This window comes from Emticicia sp. W12TSBA100-4 (assembly GCF_040253585.1).
In the GTDB taxonomy this organism is placed as follows: Bacteria; Bacteroidota; Bacteroidia; order Cytophagales; family Spirosomataceae; genus Emticicia.
In genome coordinates this window covers 173,491-196,491 of sequence record NZ_JBELAU010000005.1, presented here as the reverse complement: position 1 = coordinate 196,491, position 23,001 = coordinate 173,491, and the positions used below count along the sequence as shown (strand labels likewise).

General features: G+C 36.3%; 24 protein-coding genes. 18 read left to right on the top strand and 6 right to left on the bottom strand.

Translation table 11 applies throughout. The annotated features are described in order from the left end of the window. The first annotated feature begins 36 nt into the window (after window positions 1-36). Window positions 37-576: a DinB family protein gene (locus ABR854_RS08345; protein WP_350264951.1), complete on the top strand. Its 540-nt coding sequence runs from the start codon at window positions 37-39 to the stop codon at window positions 574-576. Window positions 577-633: 57 nt separating this feature from the next. Continuing rightward, window positions 634-2,037: an amidohydrolase family protein gene (locus ABR854_RS08340; RefSeq protein ID WP_350264950.1), complete on the top strand. Its 1,404-nt coding sequence runs from the start codon at window positions 634-636 to the stop codon at window positions 2,035-2,037. 74 nt (window positions 2,038-2,111) lie between these two features. Here ABR854_RS08340 and ABR854_RS08335 read toward each other — a convergent pair whose 3' ends face one another. Continuing rightward, a complete protein-coding gene (locus tag ABR854_RS08335) occupies window positions 2,112-3,077 on the bottom strand; it encodes a GlxA family transcriptional regulator (RefSeq protein WP_350264949.1) in 966 nt (321 codons plus the stop codon). A 114-nt stretch (window positions 3,078-3,191) separates the two neighbouring features. Between ABR854_RS08335 and ABR854_RS08330 the strand changes: the two genes are divergently transcribed. From ABR854_RS08330 to ABR854_RS08295, 8 genes are all read left to right on the top strand, one after another. Further along, entirely contained in the window at window positions 3,192-3,761 is a 570-nt protein-coding gene (locus tag ABR854_RS08330; protein WP_350264948.1) for a dihydrofolate reductase family protein, read from the top strand. A 21-nt stretch (window positions 3,762-3,782) separates the two neighbouring features. Next, window positions 3,783-4,589, top strand: a complete 807-nt coding sequence (locus tag ABR854_RS08325; protein WP_502881187.1) for a penicillin-binding transpeptidase domain-containing protein — start codon at window positions 3,783-3,785, stop codon at window positions 4,587-4,589. A gap of 14 nt (window positions 4,590-4,603) precedes the next feature. After that, window positions 4,604-5,026 (top strand): VOC family protein, encoded by a 423-nt coding sequence (locus tag ABR854_RS08320; protein WP_350264946.1) that lies wholly within the window; start codon window positions 4,604-4,606, stop codon window positions 5,024-5,026. A 6-nt stretch (window positions 5,027-5,032) separates the two neighbouring features. Beyond that, window positions 5,033-5,395 carry a DoxX family protein gene (locus ABR854_RS08315; protein ID WP_350264945.1) on the top strand — a complete coding sequence of 121 codons (363 nt, stop codon included), beginning with the start codon at window positions 5,033-5,035 and terminating at the stop codon, window positions 5,393-5,395. Next, entirely contained in the window at window positions 5,392-5,751 is a 360-nt protein-coding gene (locus tag ABR854_RS08310) for a DUF1801 domain-containing protein (protein ID WP_350264944.1), read from the top strand. Before ABR854_RS08315 ends, ABR854_RS08310 begins: the two co-directional genes overlap by 4 nt. 13 nt (window positions 5,752-5,764) lie before the next feature. Then, entirely contained in the window at window positions 5,765-6,037 is a 273-nt protein-coding gene (locus ABR854_RS08305; RefSeq protein ID WP_350264943.1) for an RNA polymerase alpha subunit C-terminal domain-containing protein, read from the top strand. Window positions 6,038-6,065: 28 nt separating this feature from the next. After that, a complete protein-coding gene (locus tag ABR854_RS08300) occupies window positions 6,066-6,278 on the top strand; it encodes a hypothetical protein (protein ID WP_350264942.1) in 213 nt (70 codons plus the stop codon). A 124-nt stretch (window positions 6,279-6,402) separates the two neighbouring features. After that, window positions 6,403-8,928, top strand: a complete 2,526-nt coding sequence (locus tag ABR854_RS08295; RefSeq protein ID WP_350264941.1) for a phosphocholine-specific phospholipase C — start codon at window positions 6,403-6,405, stop codon at window positions 8,926-8,928. 96 nt (window positions 8,929-9,024) lie between these two features. On the opposite strand, the gene ABR854_RS08290 is transcribed toward ABR854_RS08295, so the two are convergent. The 5 genes from ABR854_RS08290 to ABR854_RS08270 form a co-directional block, all read right to left on the bottom strand. Continuing rightward, a complete protein-coding gene (locus ABR854_RS08290) occupies window positions 9,025-9,864 on the bottom strand; it encodes a hypothetical protein (RefSeq protein WP_350264940.1) in 840 nt (279 codons plus the stop codon). Continuing rightward, window positions 9,865-10,602 (bottom strand): hypothetical protein, encoded by a 738-nt coding sequence (locus ABR854_RS08285; protein WP_350264939.1) that lies wholly within the window; start codon window positions 10,600-10,602, stop codon window positions 9,865-9,867. Then, the gene (locus ABR854_RS08280) at window positions 10,602-11,483 is read right to left on the bottom strand and encodes a hypothetical protein (RefSeq protein WP_350264938.1); all 882 of its coding nucleotides are present in this window, start codon (window positions 11,481-11,483) and stop codon (window positions 10,602-10,604) included. The genes ABR854_RS08285 and ABR854_RS08280 overlap by 1 nt, the downstream gene beginning before the upstream one ends. Window positions 11,484-11,585: 102 nt before the next feature. Next, a complete protein-coding gene (locus ABR854_RS08275) occupies window positions 11,586-12,644 on the bottom strand; it encodes a response regulator (protein WP_350264937.1) in 1,059 nt (352 codons plus the stop codon). Between the two features lie 6 nt (window positions 12,645-12,650). After that, a complete protein-coding gene (locus ABR854_RS08270) occupies window positions 12,651-13,922 on the bottom strand; it encodes a PAS domain-containing sensor histidine kinase (protein WP_350264936.1) in 1,272 nt (423 codons plus the stop codon). A 166-nt stretch (window positions 13,923-14,088) separates the two neighbouring features. On the opposite strand from ABR854_RS08270, the gene ABR854_RS08265 reads away from it, so the two are divergent. The 8 genes from ABR854_RS08265 (at window position 14,089) to ccoN (ending at window position 22,787) form a co-directional block, all read left to right on the top strand. After that, window positions 14,089-14,901 carry a universal stress protein gene (locus ABR854_RS08265; protein WP_350264934.1) on the top strand — a complete coding sequence of 271 codons (813 nt, stop codon included), beginning with the start codon at window positions 14,089-14,091 and terminating at the stop codon, window positions 14,899-14,901. A gap of 151 nt (window positions 14,902-15,052) precedes the next feature. Next, window positions 15,053-15,427: a hypothetical protein gene (locus ABR854_RS08260; protein WP_350264933.1), complete on the top strand. Its 375-nt coding sequence runs from the start codon at window positions 15,053-15,055 to the stop codon at window positions 15,425-15,427. Further along, window positions 15,424-17,859, top strand: coding sequence for a heavy metal translocating P-type ATPase (locus ABR854_RS08255; protein WP_350264932.1), 2,436 nt, complete (start codon window positions 15,424-15,426; stop codon window positions 17,857-17,859). The genes ABR854_RS08260 and ABR854_RS08255 overlap by 4 nt, the downstream gene beginning before the upstream one ends. Window positions 17,860-17,932: 73 nt before the next feature. Further along, window positions 17,933-18,109, top strand: coding sequence for a cbb3-type cytochrome oxidase assembly protein CcoS (ccoS, locus tag ABR854_RS08250; RefSeq protein WP_350264931.1), 177 nt, complete (start codon window positions 17,933-17,935; stop codon window positions 18,107-18,109). 79 nt (window positions 18,110-18,188) lie between these two features. Further along, window positions 18,189-18,953: a hypothetical protein gene (locus ABR854_RS08245; RefSeq protein WP_350264930.1), complete on the top strand. Its 765-nt coding sequence runs from the start codon at window positions 18,189-18,191 to the stop codon at window positions 18,951-18,953. 109 nt (window positions 18,954-19,062) lie between these two features. Beyond that, the gene (locus ABR854_RS08240) at window positions 19,063-19,920 is read left to right on the top strand and encodes a universal stress protein (protein WP_350264929.1); all 858 of its coding nucleotides are present in this window, start codon (window positions 19,063-19,065) and stop codon (window positions 19,918-19,920) included. A gap of 94 nt (window positions 19,921-20,014) precedes the next feature. Further along, window positions 20,015-20,422, top strand: coding sequence for a hypothetical protein (locus ABR854_RS08235; RefSeq protein WP_350264928.1), 408 nt, complete (start codon window positions 20,015-20,017; stop codon window positions 20,420-20,422). Between the two features lie 187 nt (window positions 20,423-20,609). After that, complete coding sequence (ccoN, locus tag ABR854_RS08230) at window positions 20,610-22,787, top strand: cytochrome-c oxidase, cbb3-type subunit I (protein WP_350264927.1); 2,178 nt, start codon at window positions 20,610-20,612, stop codon at window positions 22,785-22,787. Window positions 22,788-23,001: the final 214 nt, after the last annotated feature.

The window sequence follows — 23,001 nt, the reverse complement described above, 5'->3', positions numbered from 1 at the left end:
CAATTTTGCGAATGAAAATAAAACATTCTTAGCATCATGGAAAAGCTATTATTACTCAATCAATTAGAAAATCAAGTTGAACGCCATTTACAACAGGCTATTCAGAAATATCAAAATCTTCCTGATGAAATTTTATTAAAGCCTTCCTCATCAGGCGGTTGGAGCATTGCCCAGTGTTTAGAACATTTGAATACTTACGGAGATTATTATTTGCCCTTATTTGAAAAAGGTTTAGTCGAAGGCCAAGATGATTTGAGTATCGAAACAATAAAAAGCACTTGGTTGGGAAAATTGGCCATTGATTCGATGAATCCCGAAAAAGGCAAGAAAAAGTTTAATGCCATGAAAGGGCATATTCCCGAAGTTTCATTAGATGCAAAAGCGGTTGTTGCCGAATTTATCAATCAACAAGAGCAGTTATTACAGATTTTGAGAACGGCCAAAAACAAGCGTATTCAGCAAATAAAAATTCCGATTTCGATTGCTAAGTTTTTGAAATTGCATTTGGGTGATGCCATACGGTTTTTGATAATTCATAACGAACGCCATATTCGGCAGGCAAATCGAAATCTGTAAAGAATAGTTGTTTTTGCAGATTTTTACTCATATTTGTAGTCAATACCGATTTCAAATATGAAAAAAACTATCCTAACAAGCATCCTCATTTTGCTCATTTCTTCACTTTGTATCGCTCAAAGCAAAGTCGATTTAGCAATTACAAATGCAAATATTATTGACATTAGGACAGGGAAACTGACTAATAATAAGGTAGTTATTGTCGATAAAGGCGAGATTATTAATGTTTGCTCATCTTCCGAACTGAGTAAATACAAAGCCAGTCAGACGATTTCGGCAAAGGGAAAATTTGTAATGCCTACACTTTGGGATATGCACGTGCATTTTGGTGGTGGCGATAGCCTGATTCAAGAAAATAAAGATTTGATGAATCTGTATATTGCGATGGGAATCACGGCCGTACGAGATGCAGCGGCTGATATTTCGCCAAGTGTGCTGGAATGGCGTAAGGCAGTGAATGATGGCAAACTTCTGGGGCCAACAATTTTTACTTCTGGGCCAAAACTCGAAGGCTATAAGTCGATTTGGTTGGGTGATATTGAAGTTGGCACAATGGATGAAGTAAACAAAGCACTTGATTCACTGGATATGCTAAAAGTCGATTTTGTGAAGATTACCGACAATACTATCAAGCCCGAGATTTATCTGGGTAGTATTAAAGAAGCCAGAAGAAGAGGATACAAAACATCGGCTCATATTCCGCCTGTATTTACGATTGAGCAAGTGAGCGAAGCGGGTTTGAGCAGCGTTGAGCATATTACATATTTATTGCGTGCGGGACTCAAAAACCAGAAAGAACTAAGCGACCAAGTTGCCAATGGCACATTAACTGCCCGAGATTTATCATTAAAAGCCCTCAACGAATTTGATGAAGCAACTGCCGAAGCTGCATTTAAGGTTTTAGCAAAAAATAAAACTGCCGTAACTCCAACATTATCCATTAGTTATGCAACGGCATTTTTAGATGTAAACGACCATCAAAATGATGAGTTTCTGAAATACATTGGGCCTGGTTTACGCAAAACTTACGATTGGCGAGTGCAAAGAGCTGCCAAAGATTCAAAAGAGGCTATCGAAATTCGTCACCGAACCATCGAAAAAGCAGCGTCTTTACTACCATTATTGCAGCGTTCGGGTGTGAAGATTTTGGCGGGTACTGACGCTGGATATTTAAATAGTTTCGATTACCCAGGTTTGGGGCTTCACCAAGAATTGGAACTGATGGTTAAAAATGGACTTACGCCTTTACAGGCTTTGCAGGCATCAATCATCAATGGCCCTGAATTTTTGAATAAATTAGAAAAATATGGAAGTGTAAGTAAAGGCAAGAAAGCAGATATTTTATTGCTCAACGAAAACCCGTTGCTCAATATTTCGGCTACACAAAATATATATGGTTTAGTAGCTCACGGAGAATATTTGGATGCTGCCAAACTTAAAAGTCTCCTGATTGCGAAGTAATTGATAATGGAGAATTGATAATGGAGAATTGAAAAATCATTATTCATTTTCAATTCTCCATTCTCCATTATCAATTAAAAATTATACTTATTTCTATACTCAATCGGTGACATTCCGACCAGCTTTCTGAAAACATCACGGAAGGCCTTTAAATCGGTATAACCCACATCATACATTACTTCGTTGACGGTTTTTCTGCCGCCTTCGAGTTGTTTTTTTGCGGATTCTATTTTTACTCTTTGTATGTATTCAATAACTGTATTTGAAGTCGCTTTCTTAAATCTTCTTTCAAATGTTCGTCGGCCAATGCCAAATCTATCTGCCAAGTCTTCAACACTAAGTTTTGTTTGGTAGTGTTTTTCGATAAACTCTTGTGCGTTCAAAATCTGCGTATCTTCATGGTCTTTTTGCCCTTGAAACATCACAAATGGAGATTGGCTGTTTCTGCCCATTTCGAGCAAAAAGAATTTTGAAGCCATAATTGCCATCTCACGATTCGTGTATTTTTCTACCAAATAAAGTAGTAAATTCCAATACGAAGTAGCTCCGCCGCTCGAATAAATGCCATTTTGCTCGGTAATAACCTTGTCATCAGCGAGATACACTTCTGGAAACATCGTTCTGAATTCATTCGCATAAAGCCAATGAGTTGAGCATGATTTTCCGTTTAAAAGCCCAGTTGAGGCCAATAAAAATGCTCCCACACACAGACTGGCAATTTCAGCTCCTTTACGATGTTGGTCTTGAATCCACGGAATAAATCCTTCGTTTTGTTTTATGGCCTGTGCCATATTTCCGCTCAAGGCAGGAATAATTATCAAATCAGCTTTCTTGACTTCATTCAAGAGAAAATCAGGGTGAAACGAAATCAAACCATCACTTAACTTGACTTCTTTGCTCATTCCTACTAATTTTATGTTGAAAGCGGGTTGGAGTTCCATACTTTTATAGAACTCATTAATGGCGGAAAACATATAGCGTGGGTCAACGATGGCCGCAGGAATAGCTGTTTCGGGAACTAATATCATGACGTTTTTCATGGCGTAAAACTATAAAAAAAGTTTGTCGCAATCAACCCACTAAATTGTCGTTTTTACATATTTCTAATCTCAACTATTGCCCGTAGTTTTGTGGCATTAAATCTTACAAAAATTATGAGAAAGCTAAAATTACAAGTTCAAATGTCGGTCGATGGTTTTATTGCTGGTCCAAATGGTGAAATGGATTGGATGGTTTGGAACTGGGATGATGCCCTAAAAAATTATGTTTCAGCCCTTACTGATGATGTCGATTGTATCGTTTTAGGCCGAAAACTGGCCGAAGGTTTTATTCCACATTGGGCAGGTGCAGCACAAATCGAAAACGAAGAGCAAGGGTTTGCCAAAAAAATGAGTGAAACTCACAAAGTAGTTTTCACAAAAACACTTGAAAGTGCTGATTGGTCGAATGCTATTTTAGCGAAAGGAAATCTTGTTGATGAAATCAATGCCTTAAAAAATCAAGAAGGCCAAGACATAATCGTATATGGTGGAGGGTCATTTGTTTCTTCTCTAATAAAAGAAGGCTTGATTGATGAGTACCATCTTTTTGTAAATCCTTCGGTTTTGGGCAAAGGAATGCCTATATTTCAAAGTTTATCTGCTAAACAAGGACTTACATTGAGAAAAGCACAAGGTTTTGATTGTGGAATTACACTTCTTTGTTATGAGTTTAACAAAGATTAACCCAGTTTTTAAATTATATTAATGACCATAAAAATGAAACTGGGCTTTATATTTCTACTAACTTTTTTCTTTACAAATGCTTTTGGGCAAACAATTTCACAAAAACCGTTTGAAAGTTTTTCGTTAAAAGGCAGTACAACAATTTTTGACCTAAAAAACAAAAAATGGTTGTATTCGGATAGCTCTGACACGGAAAAAGAAACTTTACCCGCTTCGACTTTCAAAATCTTAAATTCATTAATTGCTTTAGAACAAAAGGTTGTAATCGACGAAAGCCAAGTGATTAAATGGGACGGTACGGAAAAAACATTTTTTGGAGCAAGAGTTGAAAGTTGGAATAAAGACACCGATTTAAAAACTGCCTTTAAGAATTCTACCGTTTGGTTTTATGTAGAAATGGCGAAGAGAATTGGAAGGAAAAACTACAAGAAATACTTTCGAAAATGCGATTATGGCAATGGTAATTTAACAGAAAAAGGAGTGGATTTTTGGAATTATGGCAATTTTGCGATTACTCCGAGAAATCAAATCGAATTTTTAGTGAAATTGAACGAAAATAATTTGCCTTTTTCTAAAGAAACCATTGAAAAAGTGAAGAAAATAATGATTTCTGAGGAAACAGAAAATTACATTTTAAGAGACAAAACAGGTTGGACAAAGCACAACGGAGGTGATATTGGTTGGCACGTGGGCTATTTACAGACCAACGAAAATGTCTATTTTTTTGCGACCCGAATAACCAAACCAGTCGATGAAAGTAATCCAAACTTTTCAAAGGCAAGAAAAGAAATTACAAAAGCTATTTTAAAAGAGCTAAAAGCATATTAAAATTATGAAAAACTATGAATAATGAAATTTCTCTTTGCCTTTGGTTTGATGGTCAAGCTAAAGAAGCAGCCGAGTTTTATTGCTCGGTTTTTGAGAACTCAAAAATCACTTCCGCAAATCCTATGATGGTCACTTTTGAGTTGAATGGCCGAAAAATGATGGGACTCAATGGCGGCCCTCAATTCAAATTCAACGAAGCGGCTTCACTCGTGGTTAATTGCGAAAGTCAAGAAGAAATTGATTATTATTGGGCAAAACTCACCGAAGGTGGCGAAGAAAGTCAGTGCGGTTGGTTGAAAGATAAGTACGGACTTTCGTGGCAAATTGTGCCTACAATTTTAGGAAAATTGGTTTCAGACTCTGAAAAAGGGCAACGAGTTGTAAAAGCCTTTATGAAAATGAAAAAATTTGATATTCAAACACTCCTAAACGCATAAATCGAAATGAAAAAAGACAAAATTATTTATTGGATTAGCACGGGCATCATCGCACTTTTCATTATTCCTGGAATCTTTTACTTAAATAGCCAGATGGCACTTGATGGTACAAAGCATTTGGGTTTACCAATGTGGTTTCACTGGGAATTAGGGATTGCTAAGTTTATAGGTGCTATTCTAATTGTGTTACCTTTTACTCCAAAACGTATCAAAGAATGGGCTTATGTGGGTCTTGGAATTGATTTTCTTTCAGCCACAATCGCTCATATTGCGGTCGATGGTGTTTCGGGAATGGCATTTTTTCCGCTCTTAATGTTTGCTATATTAGCTGTTTCATACATTTATCACCATAAGTTGGTTAAAGAATGACTGATGCCGAAAAAGTAGCAACTTATATGCAAGAATTGGAGCATCCTTTGAAAGCCGAAATTGAAGCTTTGAGAGTAATTATCAAAGAAACAGATGCCAGAATTTCGGAACAAATCAAGTGGAAAGCTCCAAGCTATTATTGTAAAGAAGATTTTTTGACATTCAATCACCGAATGCAAGATAAAGTACATTTAATTTTTCATAATGATGCCATTCCGAAAGTAAGTTCTGCCATTTTGGAAGGCGATTATAAAGACCGTAGAATGGTATATTTTAAAGATATGGCTGATATTTTGGCTAAAAAAACTGAATTACAGAGAGTTATAGCCGAGTTATTAGAATTGATTGAAAATTAAGGATTTACCAAAGATGCTAAAGATTTGCGAGAAAGGTCATCAATTTTTCAAAAGTAGCGAATGTCCAACTTGTCCAGTTTGTGAGCAAGATAGTAAGCCTAAAGATGGCTTTTTAAGCTTACTTCCTGCTCCTGCACGGCGAGCGTTAGAAAACAGGAACATTCATACTTTAGACGAATTATCAAAATTTAACAAGATTGAAATTCTGAAACTTCATGGAATGGGTAAGACCTCTATTCCCAAACTTCAAAAAGCATTGACCGAAGCAGGATTAAGTTTTAGATAAGAGTTAATTGTATTAGGTAAACAAAAACATGATTGAAGTTTTTAAGACTGATATTAGGAATAAAACTACGGCAAAAGCCATTTTAAATGTATTGAAACTAAGCTTTCCATCTGCAAACTTTAATTTTGACCTCAATGATTGTGATAAGATTTTAAGAACAGAAAGTAGTCAAAGTATTTCGAATCAAGTCATTGAAGTTGTTAATAGTCAAGGTTTTAGATGTGAGTTTTTAGAAGAGTAGCTTATTCGGTAAGCTACTCTTTTTATTTCGATGGATTAATAACAAAAAAATAATGCTCTAATTTTTAAAAATATTTAATAAAGCAGTATTTTCGGTGAAAATTCAGAGACTATTCAACCCTAACATGGAATCCAGAAGAGACTTCATCAAGAAAGCAACTTTATTAGCCAGTGGAGCTGGTCTGATGGGCGTTTTGCCTCCATCAATTCAAAAGGCATTGGCCATTAATCCTGCCGAGGGCAGTACCTTTTGGGATGCCGAACACGTAGTAATTTTAATGCAGGAAAACCGCTCATTCGACCACAGTTATGGCACACTTCAAGGCGTGCGTGGTTTCAATGACCCACGAGCCATTAGTCTGCCAAACAAAAATAAAGTTTGGTTGCAATCAAACCCCAAAGGAGAAACTTTTGCCCCGTTCAGACTCAATTTAAAAGATTCCAACGCTACTTGGATGAGTTCGTTGCCGCATTCGTGGGAAAACCAAGTCGATGCCCGCAATAATGGCAAATATGACAAATGGCTGCACGTGAAGCAGTCGGGCAACAAAGCCTACAAAGAAATGCCACTGACTTTGGGGTATTATAACCGTGAAGATATTCCGTTTTATTATGCTTTGGCCGATGCTTTTACGGTATGCGACCAAAATTTCTGTTCGTCATTGACAGGCACAACGCCCAATCGCTTGTATTTATGGACAGGAACAATTCGTGAAAAAGCTGATTTTGGTGCAAAAGCCAACGTAAAAAATGAAGACGTTGATTACGGAAAATGGGCAAAATGGAAAACTTTCCCCGAAAGATTGGAAGAAAATGGTATTTCTTGGAAAATCTACCAAAACGAAATCAGTTTACCAGTCGGTTTTGAAGGTGAAGAAGAAGGTTGGCTTGCTAATTTTACCGATAATCCGATTGAATGGTTTGAGCAGTATGCCGTGAAATTTTCGCCCGAATATTACAAATACATTCAGAAAATGAATGATATTTTGCCGAAAGATATTGCTACGCTCGAAAAAAATCTGGCCTCGCTCAATGGAGCGGAACTTGAAAAAGCAAAAACAGAATTGACTCGTAAGAAATCATATTACGAAATTTTGAAGCAAGATTTGGTACAATATACGCCCGAAAACTTCGAGAAATTGAATGATTTTAATAAAAATCTACACCGAAAAGCTTTTACCAATAATCGCAACGACCCTCATTATCATGAATTGACTACGCTCGAATACGATGATAATGGCACACCAAGAAAGGTAGAAGTTCCCAAAGGAGATGTTTTGTATCAATTCAGAAAAGATGTTGAAAATAAGCAATTGCCGATGGTTACGTGGTTGGTTGCTCCCGAAAACTTCTCTGACCACCCTGGGGCCCCGTGGTACGGTGCTTGGTATGTTTCGGAAGTGATGGATATTCTGACAAAAAATCCAGAAGTTTGGAAAAAGACCATTTTTATTTTAGCTTATGATGAAAACGATGGCTATTTCGACCACGTTCCGCCATTTGTGCCGCCACATCACACAAAACCAAATACGGGCAAAGTTTCTGCTGGAATTGATACTTCAGTTGAGCAAGTAAACTTGGTTCACGAAAAACAACGTAAATACAAAGACCCTGAAAAAGACGCCCGTGAAGATGCAATAGGTTTAGGTTTTAGAGTACCATTGGTGATTGCTTCACCGTGGAGTAGGGGCGGAAACGTCTGCTCAGAAGTCTTTGACCATACATCGATTTTACAGTTTTTGGAGAAGTTTTTAAAACACAAAACCAAGAAAGAAATCACAGAAACCAATATCAGCGATTGGCGTAGAACCGTTTGCGGTGACCTCACTTCAACTTTTAAACCATATAACGGTGAAAAGATTGCCTTGCCAACTTTTGTTGCCAAAGAGCCATTTATTCAAAGTGTTCATAAAGCAAAATTTAAGAAATTACCATCTAATTTTAAACCACTAACTGCCGAGGAAATTAGTAGCGTAAACTCGCAAAATGCAGATTATGAATGGCTTCCGAAACAAGAAAAGGGGATTCGTAAGGCAACATCAATTCCGTATGAATTGTACGTTGATGGGCGTTTGAGTGATGATAAAAAATCTTTTGAAGTAAGTTTTGGGGTTGATAATAAAGTATTTGGAAAGAAAGCCAAAGGTTGTCCTTTTGTGGCATACTTTACTGATAATGAGCTGAAAACTCGTAATTATGCTGTAAAAAGTGGCGATATGCTTATTGATACTTGGGCTTTAGATGCATTTACTAATAAAAATTTTAAAGTAGAAGTTTTTGGCCCAAATGGCTTTTACCGCTCGTTTGCTGGTAACGAAACTCAGCCACAACTCGAAACCAAATTGAAATACCAAGCCAGCGATGCCGCCAAAAAAAGTTTGACTGGTAATGTGGTGATTGAATTACAAAACAAAGATAACCGAAGTTTGAAAGTTGAAATCAATGATTTGTCTTACAAAACGGGCAAAAAGGTGCTGGACTTACCAAAAGGCGGAACGGCAAATTTGGTTTTAAACTTACAAAATAGCCACCAATGGTACGATTTTTCGGTGAAAATTGAAGGAAATGATACCTTTGAGAAAAGATATGCTGGCCACGTAGAAACGGGCCGAGAAAGTTTCACCGACCCTGCGATGGGGAGAGTTATTTAAGAGTTGTTTTATAAGGAAGTCTTCGTTTCAAACGAAGACTTCCTTTATCTTTAAGGTATTTGAAATATGATTTTGCTCAGGTTTTAGTTTATAAAATTAAAATGTTTTATACTCGAAATTCATGGTTTGAATTACGTTATAGGTAAAATAATTTCTAAGTACTTTGGTTGGTAAATTTTGATTATTCGTACTAACCTCATAATCCCAAGTGGTATTTCCGCTTACTGTTTTCTTTGGATAAAATTTACTGATCAAACCAAAGCCAAAAAGATAAGGGTCTTCAATTATTCTGCTAACAATTATTTTTTGAGCATTAGAAAAATTAGCTATAGGGTTGAGTACATTTTCTTGATACAACACTTCAGTTTTTGATGTAGCAAAAAAGTTTGTTGAAATGTGGACGTCATTTGTGTAATTATAAGAAGACCTTACTATATTCTCCATTGAAGTTGAAGTTAGTTGGCCTTTATTATTATAATTAAAGATAAGTATTTCTGAGGATGCTTTCTCAATTCCATTCTGCAATGAAAAAGACCGTATTTCTGCAACTTTATCTTTATCATATATAAATCTATCAATATTTATACTTTCGGTTCCATCACTGATTTTATTTAGCGTTTTCACTTCTGATGCTAAATTTTCAGAATTATAAGAGATAAAGGCCGTAGATTGATTTTTACTTGAAACTGCTCCTGTGTTTAAATCATAATAGATATGGGTCTGAGCAATGCTCTCAAGTCTTCCTTTGGAATCGTATGAAAAACTGAATTCTTGGTCACGAGTTTTTTTATTATTGTAGATTTCGTTGACTGTCAATTTTGAAATATAACTTTTGGGAGTTGGAGGAGGTGCTGTTGTAGCATCTATTTCGGTTTCTTTCTTACACGAAATTATAGTCAATGTGATGGCTATAGTAATTATAATGAGTTTTTTCATTTAGTAGTAAAATTTCAAAGTGTTTATTTTCTGCGAATTACTTGTGATAATTGCCTCAACGGGCAAATTGGCTTTGTTATATTTGTAGCTAATGATGTAATCTTTTTTGTCTTGCGAATAGCTTTTTAATGAGTTTTTAGAAAAACCATTATAGTAATTTAAGAAAATTGAATTTCCGAATTCGGACATTATAATGAGTTTGACGTCATCTGGTAAATAGTAAAATGGATTATTAGTTGTGTCAAATTCATTTTTTTGAATATTACCAGACCTATTTATCGAAACCATGTTTTCATCTTTAACTTCAAAATCGTAAAAACTACTAAAACTAAATCTAATTCCACTCACTTTTAGGGCGGTATTGTATCGAATGGAAAATGTGCTATTCGGAGATACAATACTTTTTAGAAGATTATCACTATCGTATTCTACGGTTATGGTTGAGGATGTATTATTTTTGATGGAACTTACTGATTGAATTTTATTTTTGTTATAAACAAAATTTAAACTCTTAACAGGACCTATGCTGTTTAGGTCATATTTGTAATGGGAAGTTGCTCTACTTATTAGACCATTGTTATATTCAAGTAAAACCGAGTCTCGTACATTTGAAATATTAAACTGATTTGCCAAAATTGTATAGGATTTCAACGGGTATTTTGCTGGATTTGTACTTTCTTTTTTACACGAAGAGATAAACAAATAACAGCCTAATAGATATAAGATTACTCGTTTCATTATTTATTGTTGTATGAAAAATTGAATTTTCTGTAAAAACTCGAAGATGTATCTCCAATTGAAATTTCAGTTACATAACCAGCTTGATTTGCGGTAGAACTTAAATCAATAGTGGTGTTCATTGCACCCGAAGATATAATTTTAGAAGGCACATTTTTACTCATGATATTTAGATGTTCAATCGAAAAATTGAAAATCTGAATAATATTTTCGGTGCAGTAAAATACCTTCTGCATATTTGTTGGCAAGGCATAAAATGGACTTAATTTGGTCGCACTATAGCCTTGATATTCAAATGTTATAGGAGAGTCTTTTTCGAAATACTTACTTAGATTTTCATCAATAAATGTATTCTCTACTCGTAAAAAACCATTTCTTAATTGATTAAATCCTTTGTCTGTATCTTCTAATTTTGTAATAAATTCTGAATAATTGCCGCTTTGATATGCACCATTAACTTTATTGAGTTTATTGGTAGCCTCATCATATTCAAACTTAAATGTTGCAGTAAACTGATACTCAAGGTCAATAGTTTTACAGTCAGTTAAATTACCTTTACTATCATAGATAAAAGTGGTTTCGTATTTTTTTATGAACCGATTTGTTGCACTTGAAGACCCTGAGCGGAACTGGTAATTTGTGGTATTAACTATTTTTTTATTGACATCGTAGTTTACTAACAAAGAGTCTTTTTGTAGATAACTGTAATTTTTGAAGGTACTAATTATTTTTGTTAAATATTGATTGTCTCTTTGTGAACCATTATAGCTAAGTTTTTGTACGGTTGGAGTTGTACCAGTTGGTTGTGGTTCGGCAGCTTGCTTTTTTTTACAGCCAAGAATGCAAAGTAACAGTGAAAATAAAACAAATAGTTTGTTCATTGAAGAATTGAATGGTTGTATGAATACGCTTTTTGAAACTCAAATATAATAAAAAGGGCTTTGAAAAAACAAATTTTCAAAGCCCTTTAAACTTTTTTTTATTCAATTCTTCAACCGCTTCAATTTCTCCAAATTCAAAATCGTAATTTTTCCAGATTCAATTTCTATAAGCTTTTCGTCTTTGAAGTCAGAAAGTGTTCGGATGGCAGTTTCGAGCGAGGTGCCAGCTACGTTTGAGAGGTCTTCACGACTGATTTTCATATTATTGCTGGCCGTACCTTCTTTTACTAAATGGCTATGGAATTTCAATAATGCTTCCGAAATACGTTTTCTTACCGAATTATAGGCCAGTTTGAGTAGCTGTTCCTCGTTGGCTTTAACATTGTTGGAAAGTAGTTGTATAAATTTCTGAGCAACTTGGCGGTTTTTATGAACGAGGTTATAAAAATCATTTTTCGGAATGAGGCAAATTTCACAATCTTCCATCGCTGCTGCTGATTCGGTGTAGTTGCTTTCTTGTAGCAAATCTACATAACCTAAATAATCATTTTTGTCGTAAATATTAATTATTAGTTCTTTACCATCATCGTTGGTTTTGAAAGTTTTGATTTTGCCTTTGATAATGCAGAATAAATAAAGTGGATAATCTCCTTCACGATAAATCTCACTTTTCTTTTTGTAGCTTCTCACCTCACGACTTTCGAGTAGTTTTTTTAGTTCTTGGTCGCCACCTGCATCACTGATTAGTTCGTCGAGTCCGCCTAAATCTTGTGTGTAATTTTTTTGTAAAAGCTCCACTTTTTTCAATCTACTTTCGATGGCATTCAGCAATTCTACATCATCAAAAGGTTTGGTTATGTAGTCATCGGCACCCATTTCCATGCCTTTTCTGAAATCTGATCGGTCGGCTTTAGCAGTCAGAAAAATAAACGGCGTGTTTGCGGTATCGGGCGTTTTTGAGAGTAAATGTAGTACACTGTAACCGTCCATGATTGGCATCATGATGTCGCAGATGATTAAATCTGGTTTTTCAGCGTGGGCTTTTTCAACGCCAACTCGGCCGTTTTCGGCAGTTACTACCTGATAATCAGCCAGTTCGAGAATCTCAGCTGTGTTTTCTCTGATTTCGGTATTATCTTCAATGAGCAATATCTTTTTCATGCGATTCTAAAAATTTCGAGGAAGGTTTATAAAAAATGTTGTGCCTTCGTTTTCTTTGCTTTTAAATGTGATTGTGCCTTTCAGCAGATTTACGTAGTGAGCCACTATGCTTAAACCCAGTCCTGTACCTTGAATTTCTCCTGCATTGCTCGAACGGAAAAAACGCTCAAACAAATGTTTTTGGTCAACTTCGGGAATTCCAATGCCTTGATCGGAAACGCTTAGTTTAATTTCATTTTCTGATAAATTGGCACTAATTGTAATATTTGTGTTTTCGGGCGAAAACTTAATGGCGTTTGATACTAAATTTATGATAATGTTTCGGATAAGCGTTTTATCGAGGTTTACCAAACAACTGCCGTTATTTGAACATAAAAGAATAACTTTCTGCTCTTTTTTTGTGATTCCCTGTAATTCTTGCAGCAGATTTTCAATCAAATCATGCAGATTGAAGGCTTCGATGTTTAGCATTACTTTGCCCTCTTCGAGTTTATTCAATGACAAGAAATCATTCAAAATGTCAGTCAGATTTCGTACCGAAGATTTGATTCGACCTATGTGCTTCATTCGTTTTTCTTCTTCTTGCAAAGTAGAGTATTTCTCAACCAACGAAAGCGAAGACAAAACCGTGGCCAATGGTGTGCGAAATTCGTGCGAAGCAATCGAAATAAATCTTGACTTCATCGAATTTACTTCTCGTTCACGTTTCAATGAGTTATCGAGTTCGTCTTTGGTTTGTTCGAGTTTCTGAATCGCTTCCTTAAGAATCATTGTACGTTCTTCCACTTCTTTTTCAAGCTCTGCCTTATAGGCAATGAGTTGATTTTCAGCCTTTTTCCTGATACTAATATCAATAATAAAGGCAATTACAAAACTTCCTTGACTATTTGTATATGGACTCAGACTCACTTCAACAGGAAATTCTGAATTGTCTTTCCGTTTCGCAAACAAATCGAAATTTGCTCCCATCGAACGAGCGTGCGGACATTCAGAAAATTGTTGTCGATGTTTTATATGCCTTTCAGTCAGGCGGTTAGGTATTAATATTTCAATCGGTTGACCTATAAATTCATCTGCTGCGTAGCCAAACATTATTTCGGTGCTTGGATTTACTTTGATAATTTTCCCTTCGTTATCCGTAATAAGAATGGCTTCTGTAGCAAATTGAAAAATAGCTTCTACCTGATTCAGCATGTCGTTTTCAGCAATTGAAATATTGGTTGCAATCATCGGGCAAGTTAGGATAATAGTGAGGTGCGAAAATATGACTTTCGTCATTATTTGCAAAAATACTTAGGGTCAAAGATAAAAATTTCTCTTCGGAAGTGTAGCGTTTTATTAATATCATATTTGCTTATGACAAATGTCATAATAATTGATTGATAAAACCCCAAAATTTGTATCGTAGAAATTATAGAATCAATATCTAAAAACAAGCTACGTTATGAAAACCATCGTATTTGCAACTGATTTTTCGAGAGGTTCAAGAAAAGCTGCCCAAACGGCCGCCCAAACTGCTATTAAAACTGGAGCAAAACTTATTCTTTTTCATGCGTATCGCTATTTAATGCCGCTTGATTCGGAAATGAGTATGTTGGCGGTTTCGGCTCAAGATTTAGAAAAACATAGCTTGTATATGCTCAAACGCCTAAAGACTCGCTTGATCAAGAAGTTTTCGCCAGTCTTAGAGATTGATATTTTAGTAAAAGAAGGTTTAGTTATTGATGCTCTTTGCGATGCTTTGACAGAAACGAGTGCCGATTTATTGATTATGGGAAGTGTGGGTGATTCGCCATTGGGAAGTAGATATTTTGGCAGTTTAGCAACTTCGATGGTTCATCATACCAAAGTTCCAATGCTGATTGTACCGCCCAGAGCAAAATATTCTACATTTCAGAATGCTGTTTTAGGACTTGATTTTAGGTATGATATTGATGCTGAAGTTTTGGGTAAAACTGTAAGTATTCTCCGAGATTTAGATGCAGTTGTAAATCTTTATACTGTTACTGAAGAGTCAGATTTTGCCAAAGATAGTGCCTTGAAAATCAGAGAGTTACTGAAAAATGTGCCGCATACTTATACAATTGTCGAAGGTGGAGATTTCTCGAAGGCTGTTTTAGGTTTTTCTAAGTCAACGCATGCCGATTTGATAATTACGTTTCCGAGAAAACACAATATTTTCGAGCGATTCTTTACCGATACCAATACTGAACGGTTGGCAAAAAATGATACTATTTCGATTCTGACGGTTGTCTGATATAAATTACATAAGTGCTAAGAACCAATCCATTGTAAAATTAAACTATTGTAATTTGTTGATAATCAGCATTATCCATTTTTAATTATACATTCTCAATTGTGCGTAGCACTTAGTTCCCCAACTTTCAATCTCTAATAATGGAACACCGATGATACTTTTTGTAAAACCTGACATAAATGCAACTGATTTGATAAGGCAGTTCAATGAAATCTATCCATTTCTTCGCCTCGAAATTTATTATCGTGGCGAAGAGATGAGCGATGCCTATCATAATTGTCAGTTGAGTGATATTGTGCATAAAAAGACAGTTGAAAGTTTTTCGATTTCGCCTGAAATGAAAGTTTCAGAGGTGGAAAGGCTTTTTTGGGATAATATGGGAATCCAAATCTCAATATTTAGAAAGTCAGGCAAAACTTGGCTCGAATCGTCTTTTACCAATTATTGGTCGCTCGAACGACAAAATACGTTGGGAAAAGGTATGAATGATTTTATGAATAGCGAACCACAAAAACTGATGCAATGAATATGATAGCCGAGGTTGAAGAAAAATTGGTGTGTTATCATTGCGGAGATGAATGTCCTGATGATTCGATTGCTTTTGAAGACAAACATTTTTGTTGTCATGGTTGTCAAACGGTGTTTGAAATTTTGCAGGATAATAATCTTTGTGCCTATTACGACCTCAACAATAACGCTGGAATTAGTCTAAAATCCAAAAACTTCGAAGGGAAATATAGCTATCTCGATGAAAGAGATATTGTTGCTCAATTGCTTGATTATCAGTCGGGTGAGTTGAGTAAAGTTACTTTTTATGTGCCAGCCGTTCACTGCAGTTCGTGCGTTTGGTTGCTTGAAAATTTTAATAAAGTTAAAAAAGGTGTAATTACCTCCAGGCTTAATTTTATCAAGAAAGAACTTTCTTTGAGTTATAATCCTGTTGAGGTTAGTTTGAAAGAAATTGTTGAATTGTTGGCTACATTGGGTTATGAGCCATTGCTTAATTTGGAAAGCTCCGACAAACCCCAACAAAAAAACACCGCACAGCGAAGTTTGATTCTGAAAATCGGTGTGGTTGGTTTTTGCATGGGAAATATCATGATGATGAGTTTTCCTGAATATTTTCACCTCGACCTCAAAAATAGCATTGATGCTACTTACCAAAAGTTTTTTCTCTATTTCAATTTCATGCTTTCGTTGCCCGTTTTCTTTTACGGAGCTTATGATTATTTGAACGGTGCGTGGATTTCAATCAAAGAGAATTTCAAGAAAACCACTGATGTTTTCAGTGTCGATATTCCGATTGCGGTTGCTATCATAACACTTTACGGACGTAGTATTTACGAAACATTCGTTAATAATTCGGCGGGTTATTATGATAGTTTGGCGGGTTTAGTTTTCTTTTTATTGGTCGGGAAATGGATGCAACAAATTACTTATAACTATCTTTCTTTTGAGCGAAACTATAAGTCATATTTTCCGTTGGCTGTTAAGGTTTTACGTGGAAATGCAGAGTCATTTATGAATGTGATGGAACTCAAAAAAGGTGATACTATTTTTATTCATCACCAAGAGTTGATTCCTGCCGATGCCATCATTTCAAAAGGAAAAGGAATGATTGATTATAGTTTTGTAACTGGTGAATCTGACCCCCTAAGCAAAAATGTTGGCGATATACTTTTTGCGGGTGGACGCCAAAAAGGCGAACGTTTGGAGTTGATTGTGCAGAAGCCAGTTTCGCAGAGTTATTTGACCCAACTTTGGAATAATGAGGCATTTATGAAAGAAAAAGTAATGCCTACAACCGAATTAGCTAATTTGTTTAGTAAATATTTTACAGCTATCACTTTTACAATTGCAACCATTGCAGGTGTATATTGGGCGTTTTTTGAACCAAGTCTTTTCTGGAATTCGATAACTGCTGTTTTGATGGTGGCTTGTCCGTGTGCCTTGACGCTCTCGATGCCCTTCACGATGTCAACAACGATGGCAATTTTCGGGCGAAATAAATTTTATGTAAAAAATCAAGGTGTAATTCAACTGCTCAACGAAGTAAACGAAATCGCCTTTGATAAAACAGGAACTTTGACCGAAAGTAACTCTGAGAAGGTGATTTTTATTGGTTCTGAATTAAGCGAGTTTGAACAAAAACTCGTAAAAACTCTAACCATGCAATCGGCTCATCCATTGAGTAAAATGATTGCTAACTCGTTGAATATCAAAGAATTCAAAGCTTTGCCGATTGTTTATTTCCAAGAATTTCAAGGAGAAGGAATTGAAGCAAGTATAGCTGAAAATTTGGTGCGACTCGGAAAAGGAGGTTTTGTGAAATCCGCACTCAATAAAGAAGTAAAACATACACATTCATTTCTCGAAATTAATGGCATTTTGATTGGCTATTTTGTAGTTGAAACTGTTTACCGCAAAAACTGGCAAACGATTCTGACAAACCTAAGCAAAAGTTTTACACTCTTCATTCTTTCGGGCGATAACGATGCCGATAAAGATAAACTCGGACCTTATTTCAAAGAAAATGCGGTTCATTTCAAGCAAAAACCGCAAGATAAACTCAATTTTATCAACCAAGAGCAACAAAAAGGCAATCACGTTTTAATGATTGGTGATGGCCTAAATGATGCGGGTGCTTTGCGACAAAGTAATGTTGGAATTGCCATCAGTGAAGATATTAAAGTGTTTTCGCCCGCTTGTGATGCTATTTTGGATGCTTCAAAATTCGGTCAGTTAGCTGATTTTCTGAAATTTAGCAAGACATCACTCAATATCGTGAAAGCAAGTTTTGTGCTATCGTTGGTTTATAATTTTATTGGTATCGGTTGGGCCGTAACTGGCGAACTTTCACCAGTTTTAGCAGCTATTTTTATGCCGTTAAGCTCGATTTCGGTGGTACTTTTTGCGGTTGGGCTTACGCATTTATTTGCACGTTTTAGGAAACTTTAGTGGAACAAGTCTCCCGACTTGTTTGGACAAACCGTGAACAAGTCGGGAGACTTGTTCTACATTAAATACAACTATGAGCATTATCTTATTTTTAGCAATAGCCGCAATTTTAGTTGCAGGTGGTTTTTTAGGAGCATTTATTTGGGCAACCAAAGATGGGCAGTACGACGATACTTACACGCCATCGGTCAGAATGTTGTTCGATAACCCTGTTCAGAGTCCTGAATCGAAAAAAAAGAAAGATGAGTAAGGTCATCTTTATCTGTGATATTTCTCAATAAATTTTGTTCGGCTTTTGAAGACTTTTGTTTCATAAATCAAGGCTATTTATGAAACAAACAGGTTCGAAGTGCGTTTACACGATAGCACTAACCACTATGATGTTAGTGCTATTTTTTTCTTATTCGGAAGCATCGGCACAGAAGCACAGTGCATTTTTGAATGTTCCCGAAACTCAAATCTTCAAGAATAAAAACACATCAATTTCGGTCAAAAACGTAAAATATACCGAGTATTACAAAGAATTTGACTGTAAATGGGAAACCAGCCATGCAGTTATTAGTGGTTTGAGTGATACTACGGTTCAGAATTATATAAATGATTGGCTTTCAGGAATGACTTTTTTTGGTACGTGTGATGGCGACAACGAATGTCTTGATATTGCATCGTTTCATTATTTCTACAAAATGACGTATGTCACGGCTGTTCAAAACGACCTTCTCGGATTTTTTCAGAAAGCAGGAAACTGTAAAACCTCCGAAACGCCTTGTTGCGAAACTCAAGATTGGGAAATTTATGATTTGAAACAAAAACGTTTTCTGCTCGAATCAGATATTTTCAAGCAAGATGAGGCTTCTCAAAAACTATTCTTTAAGGCAATCGAAGAAAAAGTTTCACAACGACACTTGAAATTGATTGCAGATTGGAAAGCATTTGATCGCCAAATTGGTATTGAAAGCAAAGCAGGAACTACCAAAGTGATTATTTTCCTGCTTGAAGATGTTGTGGGGCAACCCAAAGGCTTAAAACTCGAATTTTCTGCTCAAGAAATAGCCAGAACGCTCAATAATGAGATTGCAAAGAGGTTTTTTTAGGTTTCATTTCAACAAACTGATTTCTATCATATTGTCCCCAAATGCAGGTCATGCTTTGAGTAGAAGTTGATATTTAAATTTGTTTAATCAATCTAAAATTAGCTTCACCATGAAAAAGATTCTGCTTCCAACTGATTTTTCCAGAGCATCTGAAAGAGCTATTCACTATGCCTTGGCAATGTTTAGCGATACAGCCTGTGAGTTTACGTTGTTAAATACCTACACAACCAATACTCAACCCGAAATAGCCATGTATGTCTTAGATGATTTGAAAGTAAATGCCGAAAATCTGATGGGAGGTTTCATGAAAGGGTTGAAACAGTTTGATAATGAGTCTCTTCATACATTTCGGGCAGAGTATATGCCAGTTTCAACAGCGAGTGCTATTGAGATTTTGAATCAGACAAACCAATACGATTTGGTAGTTTTGGGAGCAAGTGGTGTAGGGAATAATCTTTTATTTGGGAGTGTAGCTACTGATGTTGTACGCAATGTTAAGGCAAATACACTTATTATTCCTAACAATACGCCAATTACCCCAATTAAAAATGTGGCAATGGCCGTTGATTATAATGAAGTGAGTGATTTGAAAGTTTTTGATAATCTCAAAGATTTGCTCGCACAAAAAGATGCACAATTAACACTCTTGACTGTCTTAAAAGATAATCAATCGGCAGACGAATTCGATGGCTTGGCAAAATACGAATACCATAATTATTTCAGCGATGTAAAAGTCAATGATTTTTACATTAAAAATGCTGATGTAGAGAAAGGTATTAAAGAGTTTTTGGAAATTCACCGTGCCGACCTGCTGGTGATGGTTTCTCGTCATCATTCATTTTTAGATGTTATTTTCAATCGAAGCGTCACTCGCAAGTTTGCTTATCATCCATCAGTTCCTTTGCTTAGTATTTATGATGAAGTGCCAGCACCATTTATCAATGAAGCAGAGATTGTTACTTTCTGATAAAAATTTATAAAACCTATGTGGTTGCGAAACATCGCACCGTTCAAAACCTTATAGGTTTGGTCATATTGAACTCAAAACAGATAAAAATATTATGACAACTTCTAAACTAAATCAATTGAATCACGCTCATTTTGAGCATAAATTATGGCGAAATGAACTCGAATTAGTTGCACAAGAAGCCACTTTTTTCTTGAAAACCCTCGACGAATACAAAACCAAAACTATTTCTCAATCGCGTGATTCGCTTATGGTAGCAGAATTTGTGAAACAGTTTCACCATTTTCAACGATTAACCAAACGTTTACTTGAAGAATTAAGTGTTATTGAAAAAGAAGTTGCTCAGGGTGTAAAAGAAGATAATATTTTGGATGGAGAGCAACGAAAAGACCGTGCTTATCTCAACGATGAAATGAAATATTTTGAGTCAGATTATCGTGAAACAAAGTTTAGTTTCCGCAAATTTATTGCTACTTATGAGCCAGCTCCATCGCTCAACTGATATTATGATTTTAATCATGTTTTCTTCAGACCTCAGTCATGTTTTTGGCTGGGGTCTGCTTGTAATTTTACACCATGATATTAAAAGATATAAGAATTTCAGAGAGTAGAATTTAGAATGAATTAATGATTCTCATATCTCAAGTCTCATACCTCAGTTTTTAACTATCTACCATAAACCAAATCTTATGCGATTATTTGCCAAACCTTTTTTCAGTAGCGACTCTCATTCAGGGGGTGGGGGTGCATTAGAAGGTTTTTATTACGACAATAAAGTTGTAAAAGCCTTTATGATTGCGGCCGTCATTTTTGGTGTTGTCGGAATGTTGGTTGGTCTTACAGCGGCTACCCAATTGTTTTGGCCAACTGCCAATTTCGGAATTCCGTACACCACTTTTGGTCGTATTCGTCCGCTGCATACCAATGCCATCATTTTTGCATTCGTCGGCAATGCCATGTTTGCGGGTATCTATTATTCAATGCCAAGATTATTGAAAACACCGATGTTTAACCGACTATTAAGTTGGATACACTTTTGGGGTTGGCAGTCAATTATTTTGGCGGCAGCAATTACTTTACCACTTGGTATCACCACATCAAAAGAATATGCCGAGTTAGAATGGCCGATTGATATTGCGATTGCCTTGATATGGGTAGTTTTTGGCATCAACATGATTGGTACAATTATCAAACGCCGTGAGCGACACATGTATGTAGCAGTTTGGTTTTATATTGCTACTTTCATCACTGTTGCGATGCTTCACATCGTAAACTCGTTTGAATTACCAATCTCTTGGACAAAAAGTTACTCGCTTTATGCGGGTGTACAAGATGCCCTCGTTCAGTGGTGGTATGGCCACAATGCGGTTGCGTTTTTCTTGACCACTCCGTTTTTAGGTTTGATGTACTATTACATGCCAAAGGCAGCTAATCGCCCAGTTTTCTCTTATAAATTATCAATTATTCACTTCTGGTCACTTATTTTCTTATATATCTGGGCTGGACCTCACCACTTGCTTTATTCTTCGTTGCCTGATTGGGCTCAAAGTTTGGGTACAGTGTTCTCAATCATGCTCATCGCTCCATCTTGGGGTGGTATGTTGAATGGTCTCTTGACACTTCGTGGTGCTTGGGATAGGGTGCGTGAAGACCCAGTTTTAAAATTCTTCGTGGTTGCGGTTACTGCTTATGGTATGGCAACTTTTGAAGGCCCATTGTTATCGTTGAAAAACGTAAATGCAATTTCTCACTTTACTGACTGGACAATTGCTCACGTTCACGTAGGTGGTTTAGGCTGGAACGGATTCATGATTTTTGGTATGCTCTACTGGATGGTACCAAGAATGTGGAAAACCAAAATATACTCATTATCACTCGCAAATACGCACTTTTGGGTAGGAACACTCGGTATTTTGTTCTGGACATTGCCAATGTATTGGGCAGGTTTCACGCAAAGTTTGATGTGGAAAGAGTTTACAAAAGAAGGATTCTTGGCTTATCCTAACTTCTTAGAAACCGTAACTCAATTGATTCCGCTTTACGCCATGCGTGCCTTCGGTGGATTACTTTATTTGATTGGTACATTCATCATGATTTATAACTTAATCAAAACCGCTGGTCAAGGAAGTTTTGTAGCTGACGAATATGATGAAGCTCCAGTGTTGGTTAAAAATGTTACGATTACTGGCGAAGGATGGCACTCAGTTGTTGAGCGTAAACCAGTGATGTTCATGTTATTATCTTTAGTTGCTGTTATCATTGGTGGGGCTGTTGAGTTTATTCCAACGTGGTTGGTTGAATCAAACATTCCGACTATTGCATCAGTAAAACCATACACACCGCTCGAACTCGAAGGTCGTGATATTTACATCCGTGAAGGTTGTTATACTTGTCACTCTCAAATGATTCGTCCATTCCGTTCTGAAACTGAGCGTTACGGAGAATACTCAAAAGCAGGTGAGTTCGTTTACGACCACCCGTTCCAGTGGGGTTCTAAGCGTACTGGGCCAGATTTGCACCGTGTTGGTGGTAAATATCCAGATAGCTGGCACTACAACCACATGATGGACCCACAAACAATGTCGCCTGGTTCGATTATGCCTACCTACCCTTGGTTATTATCAGATAAATACAATAAAAATCAATTACCGGATAAAATAAATGCCATGCGGACTTTGGGTGTTCCATACCCAGAAGGCTTTGAAGATGAAGCAATCGCTAATGCCGAAGCTCAAGCAGAAGGTATCGTAAAATCTTTGGCCGATGCCAAAATCACAGCAAAAGGAGACAAAGAAATCATCGCTTTGATTGCCTACCTACAACGTATGGGTACTGACATCAAGAAAGAGCAAACAGCAGTAAAATGACTTTAGTCAATAGTCCACTGTCAATAGGGAAATAAATTCGATGACTATCAACCATCGACAGTGGACTAATAAACAAATAAAACTATGTTCAGAAACGCATTAAATAGCATAGAAGGGGTTTCAATATTTCCCATCTTCTCATTAGTTGTATTTTTTGTTTTTTTTACTGCACTCGGTTTTTGGGTTTTTAAAGCAGACAAAAAATATGTAAAGC

What these genes read in the sequence shown, in the direction of transcription:
- ABR854_RS08345 (WP_350264951.1), top strand. Translation starts at nt 37, where the DNA reads ATGGAAAAGCTATTATTACTCAATCAATTAGAAAATCAAGTTGAACGC.
- ABR854_RS08340 (WP_350264950.1), top strand. Translation starts at nt 634, where the DNA reads ATGAAAAAAACTATCCTAACAAGCATCCTCATTTTGCTCATTTCTTCA.
- ABR854_RS08335 (WP_350264949.1), bottom strand. Translation starts at nt 3,077, where the DNA reads ATGAAAAACGTCATGATATTAGTTCCCGAAACAGCTATTCCTGCGGCC.
- ABR854_RS08330 (WP_350264948.1), top strand. Translation starts at nt 3,192, where the DNA reads ATGAGAAAGCTAAAATTACAAGTTCAAATGTCGGTCGATGGTTTTATT.
- ABR854_RS08325 (WP_502881187.1), top strand. Translation starts at nt 3,783, where the DNA reads ATGACCATAAAAATGAAACTGGGCTTTATATTTCTACTAACTTTTTTC.
- ABR854_RS08320 (WP_350264946.1), top strand. Translation starts at nt 4,604, where the DNA reads ATGAATAATGAAATTTCTCTTTGCCTTTGGTTTGATGGTCAAGCTAAA.
- ABR854_RS08315 (WP_350264945.1), top strand. Translation starts at nt 5,033, where the DNA reads ATGAAAAAAGACAAAATTATTTATTGGATTAGCACGGGCATCATCGCA.
- ABR854_RS08310 (WP_350264944.1), top strand. Translation starts at nt 5,392, where the DNA reads ATGACTGATGCCGAAAAAGTAGCAACTTATATGCAAGAATTGGAGCAT.
- ABR854_RS08305 (WP_350264943.1), top strand. Translation starts at nt 5,765, where the DNA reads ATGCTAAAGATTTGCGAGAAAGGTCATCAATTTTTCAAAAGTAGCGAA.
- ABR854_RS08300 (WP_350264942.1), top strand. Translation starts at nt 6,066, where the DNA reads ATGATTGAAGTTTTTAAGACTGATATTAGGAATAAAACTACGGCAAAA.
- ABR854_RS08295 (WP_350264941.1), top strand. Translation starts at nt 6,403, where the DNA reads ATGGAATCCAGAAGAGACTTCATCAAGAAAGCAACTTTATTAGCCAGT.
- ABR854_RS08290 (WP_350264940.1), bottom strand. Translation starts at nt 9,864, where the DNA reads ATGAAAAAACTCATTATAATTACTATAGCCATCACATTGACTATAATT.
- ABR854_RS08285 (WP_350264939.1), bottom strand. Translation starts at nt 10,602, where the DNA reads ATGAAACGAGTAATCTTATATCTATTAGGCTGTTATTTGTTTATCTCT.
- ABR854_RS08280 (WP_350264938.1), bottom strand. Translation starts at nt 11,483, where the DNA reads ATGAACAAACTATTTGTTTTATTTTCACTGTTACTTTGCATTCTTGGC.
- ABR854_RS08275 (WP_350264937.1), bottom strand. Translation starts at nt 12,644, where the DNA reads ATGAAAAAGATATTGCTCATTGAAGATAATACCGAAATCAGAGAAAAC.
- ABR854_RS08270 (WP_350264936.1), bottom strand. Translation starts at nt 13,922, where the DNA reads ATGACGAAAGTCATATTTTCGCACCTCACTATTATCCTAACTTGCCCG.
- ABR854_RS08265 (WP_350264934.1), top strand. Translation starts at nt 14,089, where the DNA reads ATGAAAACCATCGTATTTGCAACTGATTTTTCGAGAGGTTCAAGAAAA.
- ABR854_RS08260 (WP_350264933.1), top strand. Translation starts at nt 15,053, where the DNA reads ATGATACTTTTTGTAAAACCTGACATAAATGCAACTGATTTGATAAGG.
- ABR854_RS08255 (WP_350264932.1), top strand. Translation starts at nt 15,424, where the DNA reads ATGAATATGATAGCCGAGGTTGAAGAAAAATTGGTGTGTTATCATTGC.
- ccoS (WP_350264931.1), top strand. Translation starts at nt 17,933, where the DNA reads ATGAGCATTATCTTATTTTTAGCAATAGCCGCAATTTTAGTTGCAGGT.
- ABR854_RS08245 (WP_350264930.1), top strand. Translation starts at nt 18,189, where the DNA reads ATGAAACAAACAGGTTCGAAGTGCGTTTACACGATAGCACTAACCACT.
- ABR854_RS08240 (WP_350264929.1), top strand. Translation starts at nt 19,063, where the DNA reads ATGAAAAAGATTCTGCTTCCAACTGATTTTTCCAGAGCATCTGAAAGA.
- ABR854_RS08235 (WP_350264928.1), top strand. Translation starts at nt 20,015, where the DNA reads ATGACAACTTCTAAACTAAATCAATTGAATCACGCTCATTTTGAGCAT.
- ccoN (WP_350264927.1), top strand. Translation starts at nt 20,610, where the DNA reads ATGCGATTATTTGCCAAACCTTTTTTCAGTAGCGACTCTCATTCAGGG.